The organism is Chryseobacterium piscicola (genome assembly GCF_900156685.1).
GTDB classification, from domain to species: domain Bacteria; phylum Bacteroidota; class Bacteroidia; order Flavobacteriales; family Weeksellaceae; genus Chryseobacterium; species Chryseobacterium piscicola.
On the sequence record NZ_FTOJ01000004.1, the window covers coordinates 203,573 to 218,201 of the forward strand.

Annotated in this window: 14 protein-coding genes and 2 pseudogenes; 2 read left to right on the forward strand and 14 right to left on the reverse strand. The window is 34.2% G+C overall.

The annotated features are described in order from the left end of the window. Window positions 1–31 precede the first annotated feature (31 nt). From BW939_RS08375 to BW939_RS08390, 4 genes are all read right to left on the reverse strand, one after another. Window positions 32–637 carry a fumarylacetoacetate hydrolase family protein gene (locus BW939_RS08375; RefSeq protein WP_076451578.1) on the reverse strand — a complete coding sequence of 202 codons (606 nt, stop codon included), beginning with the start codon at window positions 635–637 and terminating at the stop codon, window positions 32–34. 345 nt (window positions 638–982) lie between these two features. Further along, window positions 983–1,381 carry a putative signal transducing protein gene (locus BW939_RS08380; protein ID WP_076451579.1) on the reverse strand — a complete coding sequence of 133 codons (399 nt, stop codon included), beginning with the start codon at window positions 1,379–1,381 and terminating at the stop codon, window positions 983–985. A 105-nt stretch (window positions 1,382–1,486) separates the two neighbouring features. Next, window positions 1,487–2,251: a 3'-5' exonuclease gene (locus tag BW939_RS08385; RefSeq protein ID WP_076451580.1), complete on the reverse strand. Its 765-nt coding sequence runs from the start codon at window positions 2,249–2,251 to the stop codon at window positions 1,487–1,489. Window positions 2,252–2,309: 58 nt separating this feature from the next. Continuing rightward, window positions 2,310–3,047, reverse strand: a complete 738-nt coding sequence (locus BW939_RS08390; protein ID WP_076451581.1) for a CDP-alcohol phosphatidyltransferase family protein — start codon at window positions 3,045–3,047, stop codon at window positions 2,310–2,312. A 136-nt stretch (window positions 3,048–3,183) separates the two neighbouring features. Between BW939_RS08390 and BW939_RS08395 the strand changes: the two genes are divergently transcribed. Both BW939_RS08395 and BW939_RS08400 read left to right on the forward strand, forming a co-directional pair. Next, a complete protein-coding gene (locus BW939_RS08395) occupies window positions 3,184–5,112 on the forward strand; it encodes an LTA synthase family protein (RefSeq protein ID WP_076451582.1) in 1,929 nt (642 codons plus the stop codon). 149 nt (window positions 5,113–5,261) lie between these two features. Further along, complete coding sequence (locus BW939_RS08400; RefSeq protein WP_076451583.1) at window positions 5,262–5,678, forward strand: DUF2147 domain-containing protein; 417 nt, start codon at window positions 5,262–5,264, stop codon at window positions 5,676–5,678. A gap of 65 nt (window positions 5,679–5,743) precedes the next feature. Here BW939_RS08400 and BW939_RS08405 read toward each other — a convergent pair whose 3' ends face one another. From BW939_RS08405 to BW939_RS08450, 10 genes and pseudogenes are all read right to left on the reverse strand, one after another. Then, the gene (locus tag BW939_RS08405; protein ID WP_076451584.1) at window positions 5,744–6,688 is read right to left on the reverse strand and encodes a transketolase family protein; all 945 of its coding nucleotides are present in this window, start codon (window positions 6,686–6,688) and stop codon (window positions 5,744–5,746) included. Window positions 6,689–6,771: 83 nt separating this feature from the next. Then, window positions 6,772–7,623 (reverse strand): transketolase, encoded by an 852-nt coding sequence (locus BW939_RS08410; protein ID WP_066678764.1) that lies wholly within the window; start codon window positions 7,621–7,623, stop codon window positions 6,772–6,774. 266 nt (window positions 7,624–7,889) lie between these two features. Further along, window positions 7,890–9,464, reverse strand: coding sequence for a sodium:solute symporter (locus tag BW939_RS08415; protein WP_076451585.1), 1,575 nt, complete (start codon window positions 9,462–9,464; stop codon window positions 7,890–7,892). 112 nt (window positions 9,465–9,576) lie between these two features. Beyond that, window positions 9,577–9,858 carry a GNAT family N-acetyltransferase gene (locus BW939_RS08420; RefSeq protein WP_076451676.1) on the reverse strand — a complete coding sequence of 94 codons (282 nt, stop codon included), beginning with the start codon at window positions 9,856–9,858 and terminating at the stop codon, window positions 9,577–9,579. A 9-nt stretch (window positions 9,859–9,867) separates the two neighbouring features. Further along, a pseudogene (locus tag BW939_RS08425) lies at window positions 9,868–10,257 on the reverse strand (OsmC family protein); the annotation flags it as partial. 82 nt (window positions 10,258–10,339) lie between these two features. Beyond that, window positions 10,340–10,886, reverse strand: a pseudogene (locus tag BW939_RS08430) (NADPH-dependent FMN reductase). 44 nt (window positions 10,887–10,930) lie between these two features. Then, window positions 10,931–11,806: a subclass B3 metallo-beta-lactamase gene (bla, locus tag BW939_RS08435; protein ID WP_076451586.1), complete on the reverse strand. Its 876-nt coding sequence runs from the start codon at window positions 11,804–11,806 to the stop codon at window positions 10,931–10,933. Between the two features lie 34 nt (window positions 11,807–11,840). Next, window positions 11,841–12,740, reverse strand: a complete 900-nt coding sequence (locus tag BW939_RS08440; RefSeq protein WP_076451587.1) for a pirin family protein — start codon at window positions 12,738–12,740, stop codon at window positions 11,841–11,843. 43 nt (window positions 12,741–12,783) lie between these two features. Beyond that, a complete protein-coding gene (locus BW939_RS08445; RefSeq protein WP_076451588.1) occupies window positions 12,784–13,095 on the reverse strand; it encodes a GNAT family N-acetyltransferase in 312 nt (103 codons plus the stop codon). Window positions 13,096–13,188: 93 nt separating this feature from the next. Continuing rightward, the gene (locus BW939_RS08450) at window positions 13,189–14,589 is read right to left on the reverse strand and encodes an MFS transporter (protein ID WP_076451589.1); all 1,401 of its coding nucleotides are present in this window, start codon (window positions 14,587–14,589) and stop codon (window positions 13,189–13,191) included. Between the last annotated feature and the right edge of the window lie 40 nt (window positions 14,590–14,629).

Here is a 14,629-nt window from a genome sequence, read left to right on the forward strand (position 1 = left end):
AGATACAAAAAATAATGCCGAAAACAGAATTTTAAAAAATGCGGAGGTCAAAAACTTTTTTATCCTCAAGATAAGCTTCCAAAATATCATGCTCAGAAACTTTTCCAACCCCTTCAGGAGTTCCTGTAAAAATCAGGTCTCCAACTCTTAACGTGAAATATTGAGAAACAAACGCAATGATATCATCAATTGCAAAAATCATGTCTTTAGAATTCCCATTTTGCACTTTTTCTTTGTTTTTCATTAGTGAGAAATTGAGGGATTCGAGATTATAATTTTCTTTTCTGAAGAAGTTTCCAACCACCGCAGAGCCGTCAAAACCTTTCGCCAATTCCCAAGGAAGCCCTTTTGATTTTAAATCACTTTGTACATCTCTCGCCGTAAAATCAATTCCCAAACCTATTTCCTCATAATGCTTATTTGCAGATTCTTTTTGGATATACTTTCCACCTTTTGAGATTTTCACAACAATTTCCAGCTCGTAATGCACATCATCCGAAAATTCAGGAATATAAAAATCATTACCTTTCAAAACCGCTGTATCGGGTTTCATGAAAATTACAGGTTTATCTGGGATTGCATTTCCCAATTCTTTGGCATGTTCGCTATAATTTCTACCTATGCAGATTATTTTCATATTATTTTATTTTGTCATTGCGAGGAACGAAGTAATCTCATTTTACCCTCAATTATTACTTATTACTCATTTTTAGGAGCTAATTCCCGCTTTCCGCTGTATCTTTTTTGCTTCAGAAAATTTATCAACAAAAGAAAATTTCATCAAAAGCAAAAAAGGATGCCGCTTCAATCGGGGCTAGGGATTAGATTGAGTATAGAACATTTCGTAAAAAAAACAAACATTCTCATCCATCTCTTCGTAGTAAAAGAATTCTCAGTATCATTCTAAAAAGAGGCATCACACCGTTTTTATGTAAACCCAGTCAGTTAAACAACAATTACCCTTTTCCTAGCTTACCTCTTTTCAATGCTTAAACTTATTCCCGCAGTAATAGCATACATAATTTTCGCTCGATAAAATGGAAATCCCAAAGAAACTCGTTGAGCTGTCGTCTTTGTACAAGTGATTGGAGCCGCATTCTGGGCAGACAAAATCGAAATCCGGATTTTCTATTGTGTGTTCTACTTCCAGAGCAAATTCATCATTTTCTTTATAGTCTTTTAGCACCTGTGCTGCTTTTTCCAGATCTTCCTCAAAAACCTGCAGCTGAATTCCACCTACAGCCTGAGAAAGCAACCAATCTGATTGAATCAGCTGTTCGTTGGCAATAAAACTGTTGATTCCGTTTTCAGAAAGAATTTGTTTATCACGGTTAGCTTCTAAAGCAGTTTCGTAGAATTTGAATTTAACTAAATCGCTCATTTTTTTTATTTAATCATTCCAAATTTCGTTCCTCAAAAAATAAAAGAACAATTTCTATGTTTTTTCAAAATCCTATCAATCAAAATCCTAAAATATAATTCAGCTTTAAAACTTACTCGAAAGCTGAATTTTAGTAAAAACTTTCTTCGTATAGAGCGGGAAATCGGCGTTCTGAAGCCACCCGTAGTATCCGAGGTCTTTAATAAATACATCTTTCACAGTTTGGCCTTTGTATTTTCCAAAATTAAAAACAGCAATATTTTTATCATTAATTCCGATAAAACCTGCCAAATCAGCATTTTTATTATGAAAAGTAAACTCGCTCAAAGCGTTGATTTCATTAGGAATATCTTCGTATTTACCCACTTGTGCATCCAAAACTTCAAAAGTCGCTAGAACATCGGCCTCGGCAGAGTGAGCGTTTTCTAAAGTTTTCCCACAGTAAAACTGATAAGCAGCACCCAGATTTCGAGGTTCTTTTTTATGGAAAATCGTTTGCGCATCTACTAATTTGAATTTGCTTAAATCAAAATCAAATTCCGCACGAAGTAATTCTTCAGCCAACAAAGGCACATCAAAACGGTTAGAATTGAAACCTCCCAAGTCTGCGCCTGTAATCATTTCAACTACTTTTGGTGCAATTTCTTTAAAAGTAGGAGCGTCTTTGATGTCTTCATCATAGATGCCATGAATTTCGCTTGCTTCTCTCGGGATGGGCATTTCAGGATTTACTCTCCAGGTTTTGCTTTCTCTTGAAGAATCGGGGTTCACTTTTAAAATACAGATTTCAACGATACGGTCTTTGCCGACGTTGATCCCTGTAGTTTCTAAATCGAAAACACAAAGCGGTTTATGTAGTTTTAAGTTCATTATGTTAATTTGAAAATTTTAGAATGTGTTAATTTGAAAATGGAAAACTTGCGGTTTTTTACTTTAATTGTTTCTGAAATATAATTGAAATTAAGATATAGTAGAGAATTACCAACGGAATTCCGACTGTTTTAAAGATGAGTAAAATAAGAATTGCACCAATTAATAAAGCTAATTTTGGATAATTATCCTGCAATTTCATCGATTTGAATTTCATTGCAATCATTTTGATCGGACTGATTAACAGCCATGAACTTAAGATGGTAATAAAAATTAAAATACCACCTTTTACATGCATATCTGCTAAAATGTAATTTAATTTGTTAAAATCTAAAGAAATAGTTTCAATAAAATAATAAATTCCAAAAATTAAAATAGTATTGCTCGGCGTATTTAAACCTTTAAAATAATATTTTTGGTCTTCATCCAGATTGAAAATGGCTAATCGCAAACAAGAAAAAAGCGTTATCAGAAATCCAAAATATTTAATGGCAAAAGGCAACTGCATTCCTAAAACTTCATTGCCGAAAGGCTCCAGCATTTTAAACATCGCCAAACCAGGAATCAACCCAAAGCTTACCATATCAGCCAAAGAATCAAGCTGAGTTCCCAAATTGGAATTGGCCTTTAGAGCTCTTGCTACAAAACCATCGAAAAAGTCTAAAACCAATGATAAAATAATACAGATTGCCGTTGTTTGATAATCGCCCAATAGCAAATGCACTGCGCCAATACAGCCAGAAAAAAGGTTTCCCAGCGTGATGGCATTGGCAAGATTGTTTTTAATGAAATTCATAGTCGCAAAATTACATTTTTTAACGATTTTAAACTTATTTTATGTGAACTAAAAATGACAAGGCTATGAATTTAACGTAAATTTGCACCAGATAAAATATTTAAATTTTTTTTATAAAAAATAGTATTATTTAAAGATGAAGTTTTTCAAAGAATTCAGAAAAAAAGAAATTCTGATTTTAGGTTATAGGATTTTTTTGGCTTTCGTTTTTTATCAGATCGCAAGGCTTCTGTTTTGGTTTTTTAATAAAAATCTAATAAAAGTAGACAGCGTTTCAGACTACCTGAATTTGGCTTTTCACGGGATTGCGTTTGACCTCACAGCGATTTTGTATGTGAATATGCTTTATGTTTTTTTAAGCCTTATTCCAATTGTCATCAATACAAAAAGTGGTTATCAGAAGTTTCTTTTCTGGCTTCATTTTATCACCAACGGCATTGCTTATATGATGAATTTCGGCGATTTTATTTATTACAAATTTTCGCAGACAAGGCTTACGGTTGCGGCTTTTCAGGTGGCTCAGCATGAAACCAATATTCTCAAAGTTTTCACAACTTCCAGTAAAGAACATCCTTTTGTGATTATTTGGTTTGTGATTTTAATGATTCTGTGGGTTTTTCTTTACAAAAGATTTAAAGTTAATTACAGAAAACCTGTCAAACTCGTTCCTTATTTTTTGTGGTCAGTCCTGATTTTGTGTCTCTCTGCAGTCTTGATAGTTGGCGGAATCAGGGGAGATTTTAAACACAGTACACGCCCCATCAATCTTGTAGATGCCAACAAATTTGTCAAAACTCCGATTCAGGGAAATCTGGTTTTGAATTCTACTTTTTCATTTTTCAGAACTTTGGGAAGCAATAATTTTAAGGAAGTTCATTTTGTAGATGAGAAATTTATTAACGAAAATGTTTTCCCATACAAAACCTATGAAAGACAGGTTCAGGATAAACCCAATATTGTTATTTTCATTGTAGAATCTTTTGGAAGGGAATATTCGGGAGCTTTTAATAAAGATAAAAATATTAAAGATTTTGTTTCGTACACGCCGTTTATCGACAGTCTGGCAAATGAAAGTCTGATTTTTCCGAATACTTTTGCCAACGGACGTCAGTCGATTCACGGAATGAGCAGTATTCTGGCGGGAATTCCAAGTCTGACGGATGCTTTTACGAGTTCGCCGTATTCTAATCAAAAAATACAGTCGATTGTTTCTGTCTGTAATGATTTGGGTTACGAAACTTCTTTCTATCACGGGGCTCCGAATGGTTCTATGGGGTTTTTAGGTTTTGGAAATATTTTAGGATTTAAAAATTATTACGGACTGAATGAATACAATGGTCAGCAGGATTTCGATGGCATGTGGGCCATTTGGGACGAGCCTTTTTTGCAATATTTTGCTAAGAATGTTGGTAAAAAGAAACCTTTTATGTCGACCGTTTTTACGGCTTCGTCGCACCATCCTTTCAAAATTCCTGAGAAATACAACGGGAAATTTAAAAAAGGAAAAATTGAAATGCACGAGCCAATGCAGTACACCGATTATGCGATTAAAAAGTACTTTGAAACAGCTAAAAAACAACCGTGGTTCAATAATACCATCTTTGTGTTTACAGGAGATCATACCAACCAAGTTTATTATCCGGAATATGAAAAAGCGATGAACCGTTTTGCTGTTCCGCTGCTGTTTTATTCTCCAAATCCGGCGTATCAGCTGAAAGGTGTGAATAATGAATTGGCTCAACAGATTGATATTTATCCAAATTTAGCAGATTTGATTGGTTATAATAAAAAAATCAGAAGCTGGGGGAGAAGTCTGTTGAGTGAGAAGCAATATCAGCCTTTGATTGTGAATTCAGACGGGAGCTCGGAGCAGTTTATTTACGGAAACTTTATGTACAGATTTGATGGCAAAAATATTACAGGTGTTTATTTTAAAGATGATTTAGGTTTTGAAAACAACCAAATTGATCAACTGAAAACTCCCGAGGTTGAAAAAGGAAAACTTATCGCTAAAGCCTGGTATCAGGATTATATGGATAGGGTAATTCACCGTAAACTCAATTGATTTCTGAATGGTGTTTAAAAATGAAAAGTCTGTAAAGTATTACTATTTATGCTTTGGATAGCAAAAAAGTTGGTGTGTTTAAAATTAATTTATACTTTTAACTAATTAACAATTTAGAAATCTTATCAATTAGAATTAAACTTTATAATATGAAAAAATTACTGTTAACGTTGGCATTTTCTCTTGTTGGGGTAATGTCGTTTGCACAAATTGAAGGCAAATGGAGAACCATTGATGATGAAACCGGAAAGCCAAAATCTGTAGTAGAAATTTTTAAGAAAAACGATGGTAAATACTACGGAAAAATCGTACAACTTCTTATAAAACCCGAAAACAACAATTGTGTAAAATGTAAAGACGACCGTAAAAATAAGCCATTAATGGGATTAGAAATTATTAGAGGTCTTTCTAGAGACGGAGATGAATTTGGCGGCGGAACGATTACCAATCCTAAAGATGGTAAAAGCTACAAAACAGAAATAGAGAGAGATGGTAATACTTTGAAAGTGAAAGCTTTAATAATGGGGATTGCAGTGAAAACGCAAACTTGGCATAAAGTAAACTAAGAAGTTTTAATAAAATAAAAAGGAGGTCATTTTTTGACCTCCTTTTTTATGCTAAAAACAATAGATTAAGCTAAAATTCTCTTCACGGCTTCTTTTACCGCATCCGCATCAATTTTATATTTTTTCATCAATTCAGCTGGTGTAGCAGATTCTCCGAAAGTGTCGTTTACGGCAACAAATTCTTGTCTTGTAGGTCTTTTTCTTGCCAACATTCCTGCAACTGATTCACCTAAACCACCTAGATAATTATGTTCTTCGGCAGTTACAATTTTCCCTGTTTTTTCTACAGATTTCAAGATGATTTCCTCATCTAAAGGTTTAATTGTGTGGATGTTGATTACTTCGCAAGAAATACCTTCTTTTTCAAGTTCTTCAGCGGCAACTAAAGATTCCCAAACCAAGTGGCCTGTTGCTACGATTGTTACATCTGTTCCTTCTTGTAAAAGAATTCCTTTCCCAATTTCGAAAGGCATATCTTCTGGAATGAAAACAGGTACGGCTGGTCTTCCGAATCTTAAATAAACAGGACCGTGATGATCTGCAATCGCAAGAGTTGCAGCTTTTGTCTGGTTGTAATCACAAGGATTGATAACCGTCATTCCCGGAAGCATTTTCATCATACCGATGTCTTCCAAAACCTGGTGCGTTGCTCCGTCTTCCCCTAAAGTAAGACCTGCGTGAGAAGCACATATTTTTACATTTTTATCAGAATAGGCAATAGACTGACGAATCTGGTCATACACTCTTGAAGTAGAGAAGTTGGCAAAAGTTCCGGTAAAAGGAATTTTTCCTGTGATGCTTAAACCTGCAGCTAGGCCCATCATATTTGCTTCTGCAATACCTACTTGGTAAAATCTTTCAGGAGCTTTTTCGATGAATTTTTCCATTTTCAAAGAACCGATAAGGTCTGCACACAATGCAACTACATTTGGGTTTTTATCAGCCAATTCAGCTAAACCAGCCCCAAAACCTGAACGTGTATCTTTTTTTTCTGTATATGTATATTTCATGAGAATTTAAATTTTGATAATTGATAAATGATGTAGGATCAATGATATCGTGTCATTTATCGATAATAATTTATCATTTATAATTAATAATCAGCAGGAGCTTCTAGGTATAATTGTTTGAAAGCGGTATCCAATTGCTCGTCATTAGGAGCTTTACCATGCCAAGCATGAGTTCCCATCATGAAATCTACACCAGCTCCCATTTCTGTATGAAGGATGATTACTACTGGTTTTCCTTTTCCTGTTTCTGTTTTTGCTAATTCTAAAATTGCAATTACCGCTTCAAGGTCGTTACCGTTTTTCTCTTCTAAAACTGTCCACCCGAAAGATTCTAGTTTTGCATGAAGATTACCTAAAGAAAGAACATTTTCTGTGCTTCCATCAATTTGCTGTCCGTTGTAATCAATAGTAGAAATAATGTTGTCTACTTTGTTGGCAGCAGCATACATTAAAGCTTCCCATATTTGCCCTTCTTGTAATTCTCCGTCTCCGTGAAGAGAGTAAACTAAAGAGGTATCACCGTCTAATTTTTTCCCCTGTGCAACACCTAAAGCTACAGAAAGCCCTTGTCCTAGAGATCCAGAAGCAATTCTTACCCCTTCCAAACCTTCGTGAGTAGTTGGGTGACCTTGCAATCTTGAATCTAACTTTCTGAAAGTTTTCAGTTCGTCAACTGGGAAGAAGTCAAATCTAGCCAATGTAGAATAGAAAACTGGCGAAATATGTCCGTTTGAAAGATAGAAGTGATCTTCATTTTTACCTTCCATTGTGAAAGGAAGATTGTAGTTCATTACTTTACCATACAATGCTGTGAAGTACTCAGTACAGCCCAAACTTCCACCTGGATGCCCTGAATTTACAGCATGAACCATTCTTAAAATGTCTCTTCTGATTTGTGTTGTAAGAGATTTCAGCTCTTCAATACTTTTACTCATATATTAGGATTTATTTGCATGCAAATTTACAATTTTTTGTCGGCTTATGGAAATGCAAAAATCCGAGTTTTAAACTCGGATTTTTATAAAGCGTAATATTATTTCTTATTAAATTTATTGAAATATATTTGTTTCTAAATTCTTTAAAACTCTACCGTCAGATGTTTTCCATTCTGTTAAACCATTAGTATAGCTAATATTTTTTCGAACAGTCTCAAGGTTTAAAACCTTGATAAGGTTGATGTAGTGAAAATTAGAGTTGAAATTTAAACCAACCTCAAATAATTCTTATTCTTCACCAACCACAAACCAACAAAAGTCAACAATCCATTCAGAATAATCAGTTCTACACCAATTCTGTAGTCAGTGTAAGTAGTTACCCCTAAATTTATTAAGTATGTAAGAACAGGCGCTAAAATTGTCACTGCGAGAATAGAATATTTTCTTGAAATTTTAAATTTGGTAAAGATTCCGAAAGCAAAAAGTCCTAAAAGCGGTCCGTAAGTGTAACCTGCAACTTCCATGATGAGGTAAACAATAGATTTCTCGTTAATCGCTTTGAAAACCATAATTAAAATAAAGAAAACTACTGTAAACGTTAAGTGAATCTTCATACGAAGATGTTTCTTTTGTTTTTCTGTTCTTGTTTTGTCTTCATTTAAATTTAACAAATCAACACAATATGAACTTGTAACCGCCGTTAATGCGCCATCCGCAGAAGGGAAAAGAGCCGAAATTAATCCTATAATAAAAATAACAGAAATCGTCATCGGGAAGTAACCATTAAGAGATAAAGCCGGAAATAAATCGTCGCCCATTACGTTTTTGATATTTCCTGCAGCATCTTTGAACCCGAAAATATTAGAAACAACTTCTTTACCTTCAACAAGAGTTGTGATTTGAGAATAACCAGCACCATTTTGTAAAGCAAAAAGATAAAGCAAACCTCCTAAAAATAGAAATGCAAGATTTACAAAAAGCAGAGTTCCTGCAAAAGTCAGCATGTTTTTCTTTGAATTCTGAAGATTGTCAACCGAAATATTTTTCTGCATCATTTCCTGATCTAGTCCGGTCATTGCGATGGTAATAAAGATTCCGCCGAGAATGGTTTTCAGGAAAAATGTCTTGGAATTAGGATCAAAATTGATGAAATGAGTATAATTTTTCTGTTCTAAAATCGTATAAGCTTCGCCAAAAGATAAATTTAAATTGGATAAAATGTAAACAATACATGCAATTAAACTGATGATCATAAACGAAGTCTGCAAAGTATCGGTAATGACGATCGTTTTTACACCCCCTTCAAAAGTATATAAAAGCACCATTAATAAAAGCACCAAAGCGGTTACCCAAAACGGAACTCCTAAACCTTCAAGCAAGAAAATCTGCAAAACATTCACTACCAAATATAACCTTGCAGTTGCACCAATCGCTCTGGAAATAATGAAAAACAGGGAACCAATTTTATGCGCTTCTACATTGAATCTTTTCCCTAAATAGGTGTAGATCGAGGTTAGATTCATCTTATAATAGAGTGGTAGTAATATCGCAGCCACAATAAAATATCCGATGAAAAACCCAATCACCATCATGTAATATTCGAAACCACCAAAAATATATTCGCTTCCTGTCATTTTCCCGACAGTTCCTGGTACGGAAATAAAGGTTACTCCACTTAAGCTGGTTCCGATCATCCCGAAGGCGACGAGCCACCACTTGCTTTTTTTGTTGCCGATGAAAAAAGACTGATTATCAGAATTTCGGCTTGTGAAATAAGAAATGACCAAAAGACCAACGAAATAAACAAAAACAAATAGCAAAAGAGTGGTTCCGGGATTCATGCTTAGATTTTAAATTTTAGCAAATATAGTTTTTTTTGTTTCTGTTAAAAAAGAAAAACCTTTCAGCGAGATTTCGTGAAAGGTTTTTAAGATTTTAATTCTGATTGTAATACTACAAAACGTCACGCAAATCTTCATTTTTCTGAAAAGTTGCCTTAGCAAATGGGCAAAGAGGAATGATTTTTTTGCCGTTTTCTCTTGCAAATTCTACTGCTTTTATCAGCATTTCTTTTCCTACGCCTTTTCCGTTGTAAGCTTCTTCCACTTCGGTGTGATCTATAATGAATCGGTCTTCACCTGCCCAAGTGTAGGTCATTAATCCTGCTTTTTGTCCGTCAATTGAGGCTTCAAAGCTTCCGTTTTTTTCGTTGTTGTTTTGTTTTACTAGTGTCATACTATGAAATTTGGTTTGAATTTCTATTTCGTTGGTCAATATTTTATGAATCGGACAAGCGTCTGCGATAGAATTAAGTTTTTTCAATTGTTCTTCGCTCAAAATGCTTCCTTCAAAACTAATATTTCTTTTAAAAACAGCCAATTTTGTCAAAGGAAGATTTTCCAATTCTACTTCAACGTTAATTTTCTCAACATCCCATTCTTTCCTGTCTATGTACATTCTCAGGGTTGCTGCAGTGCAACTTGCCAAAGAGGTTGCCAGAATTTCAAAAGGATTAAAGCCTTTGTTTTGTCCGCCCTTATCGATGGGTTCGTCTGTAATCAGGCTATTTTCGCCTGCCACAACTTCTGTATAATATTTTGTTTTACCTAAACTTGCTTTTACAGTTATAGCCATTTTTTTGTTAGATGTTAGATGTTAGATGTTAGATGTTAGAAAATCTTTTGAGTTTAAAAAAAGTTCCATAAATCTTATAGTTTCATTCAGATTTTAATGAAGCAATTTGAATTTTAAAACTTTCTATTTTATTATTTAAATCGTTTAGTATTTCAGGGTTGATAACACCACTTTCCAAATCGAAATTTTCGTAAAATTTAGGTAATGAAAAAGTTTCTTTTACATCCGCTGCAAATTGTGGAAAAAAAGTTTTTGCTGTATTCATTACATTTCCACCACCGTAACCTCCCGGAGAAGTACTCATCAGCAGCATCGGTTTATTTTGGAAAACTTTTACATTGATTCTCGAAGCCCAGTCGAATATATTTTTAAAAGCTGCCGAATAAGTACGGTTGTGTTCTGCTAAAGAACAGATAATCACATCGCATTCTTCAATTTGCTTTAAAAAATCATGCGCTTCATCAGGAAAACCTTTCTTTTCTAAATCTACAGAAAATACTGGCATTGTGAAATCATTAAGATCAATTAAGTTAATATCGTGTTCCTGAAAATTTTTCAGAACAAATTTTACCAGCTCTCTATTGATAGATGTGGAAGAGGTTACTTCCTGCAAATGCTACTATTTTCATGTTTTTTTGTTTTTAAAATTTAAAAAAAGAAAATTCAGAATTAATTATTTTTTCGCTGAATCTTCCTTTATTTTTTCGAAATAATCGTCTTCTAGATTTTTAAGCTTTTTAAAATAATTTTCTTTATCCATAAATAATTTTGGGTTGTAGGTATCTCCTTCTTTTCGCTTTTTGTGAAGATCAAATTGGCTTGCGTGCGAAGCTACCCATACATCAAAATTTATTTTTTTCATCGCTTCAAAAGTCTGTGCGTAATCTTTCTGAATAGTAGGGTACTTCTTCACATCAGAGAATTTATGATCAATAATAATTGAAGGTAAATTGGCAATCAAAACTTTATAATTTTTGTTTCCTTCTTTAGTTTCAAATAAGAAACTGCATGATCCTTTTGTATGGCCGGGATGATGGAGGAGGGTTACTACTGTATTCCCCAATTTTATTTTATCATTTTTTTTCAAAAGAAAATCAGGTTGTACAGGCATGAAAGTAACACCGTATTTGCCTAATTCATAGTCAGATTCCCCACCACTTTTCAGCTCTTCTGCATCTTTAGCATCTACATAAAGTTTTGCACCAGTTTCTTTTTTTATTTGAGCCATTGCTCCCATGTGATCGTAATGAGCCTGCGTTAAGGTAAGGATTTTAATGTCTTTATACTTAAAACCCAACTTTTCAATATTTTTTTTAATAGTAGAGTAAGAATCTGCCAAACCTGTATTGATAAGGATGTTGCCATTATCGGTCACAATTAAATAAGATGCAAGATCGTAAGTGCCTACATAATACAGATTACCTACAATTTTAAAAGGTTCATATTCTTTGGACCATTCTGCGGGATTATTTTTAGGCTCAGTTACTGCTGTTTGTGCACCTCCTAAAAAAAATAGGCATAGTAAAGATAAAAGCATTAGTTTTTTCATCTGTAAAATTTGTACTGTTAATAAAAAAATGATGTTATTTTCTGTTTAGAATAGCTTTAGGCAATGGAACGTATTCTTTATCATCTTCCGGAATCAAAGGAAATGCTTCATAATTCTGGTCTTTCCAGTTTACTTTTGCTTGTTCTATTTTTTCTCTGTCTGAATTAACGAAATTCCAGAAAATGTGTCTTTCTTCTGGAAAAGGTTCTCCTCCGAAAAGATAAATTGTAGTGTTTTCGTTGATTTCAAATTCGCAAAGTGATGCATTTTTTGCAATGAGAAGCTGTTTCGTACCATATTCTTTTGTTTCTATGTTTACAGATCCTTTCAAAACATACATTCCGACTTCGCCAAAAAGATGATGCCCAATGTTGAGCTTTTGTTTTGTTTTACTTTTAATTTCAACAAAATATAGCGGACTATGAACCGGAACAGCTGATTTTCTACCGAAGGCCTCGCCTGCAATGAGTTTGTATTCGGCATCATTTTCAGACCAAGATGGTATTTCATCTGCCTCAATATGGAAAAATGATGGTTCACTTTGCTCCAATTCTTTTGGAAGTGCCACCCAAATTTGAAAACCGTGTAAAAACTGAGGAGAATTTCTAAGATATTCTGGTGTTCTTTCTGAGTGTACAACACCTTTTCCGGCGGTCATCCAGTTTACGGCACCTGGCTTTATTTCGGTTGCGGATCCTAGACTATCTCTATGAAAAATAGAACCCTCAAATAGATAAGTGAGTGTAGAAAGCCCAATGTGAGGATGTGGGGGCACATCGAAATTTTGAAATTCTTTAAGGCAAGTTGGCCCCATGTGATCTATGAAAATAAATGGCCCCACGGAACGTTTTTCACGAAAAGGTAAAAGTCTACCTACTAAAAAATTGCCTATATCTGCAGCTCTTTCGTCTACAATAAGGCCTATATTTGACATCATATTTTCAGGTTTTAGTTTTTTTAAATTTAATTAAACTTTTCTAAAGACTGTGGAATTTTTCAAATTTTTGGTCAACAATTCTTTTCCATTCAGGATTTTTTTTGATGTAAGCAAAAACATAGGGGCAGTAAGGAAGAAGAGTTTTGTTGTGATCTTCAATATAATGTAATGTTTTTTCTACAACTGCCGCTGCGGCTCCTGTTCCGGCTAATTCAAGTTCTGCTTCTGTATGAATTAATGCAATTTTTTCTCCTACTTCACGATAATCTATAAACGCAAAATGTCCATTGATATTGATCTCGAATCTTGTTTCGGTTTTATGGAGTGCGATGTTTTCAAATTCTGCTTTCATAATTGTCTGTCTTTTTATTTGAAAACAAAATTACGTTAGAATATAGGTTTTTTCAATTGATATGTGATAAGTAATGATATTTAATTAAATTTATTATTTCGAATTCATGTTATTCCCGTCTGATACATGAAGTCTTCTGAAAACTAATGATGATAGAACAGTTAAAATACCCACGGTGAGAAAAGTGTAGCGGAAAGCATTGTGAATTTCGTTAGCAATCAGCAGGGTATTGTTTTCATAAATTTTTAAAACGATCAATCCGAAAGCTACCCCGAATCCAATTGCGAGCTGTTGGTTTACTGATAATAAGGAGTTGCCGCTGCTGGTTTGGAAGTTTCTTAAATCAGCTATAGAAATGGTATTCATTGATGTGAATTGTATCGAATTAAAAAATCCTAAAATTGCGATTAATGGAATAAACCAATAAATGGAAGTGTGGATATTCGGAATTGCCAGACAGCAGATTAATGTTCCAATGATTATAGTGTTAACCATTAAAGTTTTTTTGTAGCCAAATTTATTTAAAATTTTGATGACATAAGATTTGCCGAACATCGCTGTTAATGCCATTGGCGCAATAATCCACCCTGAAATCACTGCAGACTGCCCATACGCAATTTGAATCATCAAAGGAAGTAATAGTGGCACAGAACTGATTCCTAATCTTGTGGCAAGGTTTCCTACAATTCCTACCCGAAATGTGCGAACCTGAAATAAATTTAGAGGAAAAATAGGATTGTTGCCTCTTTTTGCATGTCGGTAATAATAGTACAGAAACAAAAATCCTAAGATGAAAACCAACAGAACTGGAGTTATATTCTGCATGTCTCCAAAAAGTTCGAGGGATATGGAAAGTAGTAGTGAAGCTGCAGAAAAAATTAAAAATCCTTTTAAATCAAAATCTGTATCTCTAGAACTGAAATTAGGCATAAATTTTAAACCTAAAACGATTCCTAAAATGCCAATCGGAATATTAATAAGAAAAATCCAGTGCCAAGAAAGATAATCTACCATATAACCTCCAACCAACGGGCCTAAAACCGGACCAATAAGTGCGGGAACAATGGCAAAGTTCATGGCTTTGAGAAGTTCGTTTCGGTCGAAAGTTTTAATTAATGCTAATTTTCCCACAGGGGTCATCAAACTACCACCAACTCCTTGAATGACTCTTGAAATGACCAAATGAGTTAAATTCTGTGATATTGCGCAAAATAAAGAACCCAAACTGAATAAAACCAAAGAACAAACAAAAACTTTTCTTGTTCCGAAACGGTCTGCCAAAAATCCGCTTGCAGGCATAAATACAGCTAATGTTAAAACGTAACTGATGATGGCGTTCTGCATATTGAGCGGAGATTCATTCAAATCTCTTGCGATTGATGGAAGGGAAGTGTTTAGAATGGTAGAATCTAGCATCTGCATAAAGATGGCAGTTGCTAAGATGAGTGGCAGGATTTTTTTTACGGTTTGGCGGGGTGGTACAGTTGTGGGCATAAATAATAAATGATTTTAAAAGCAATTTTAAAACCATTAT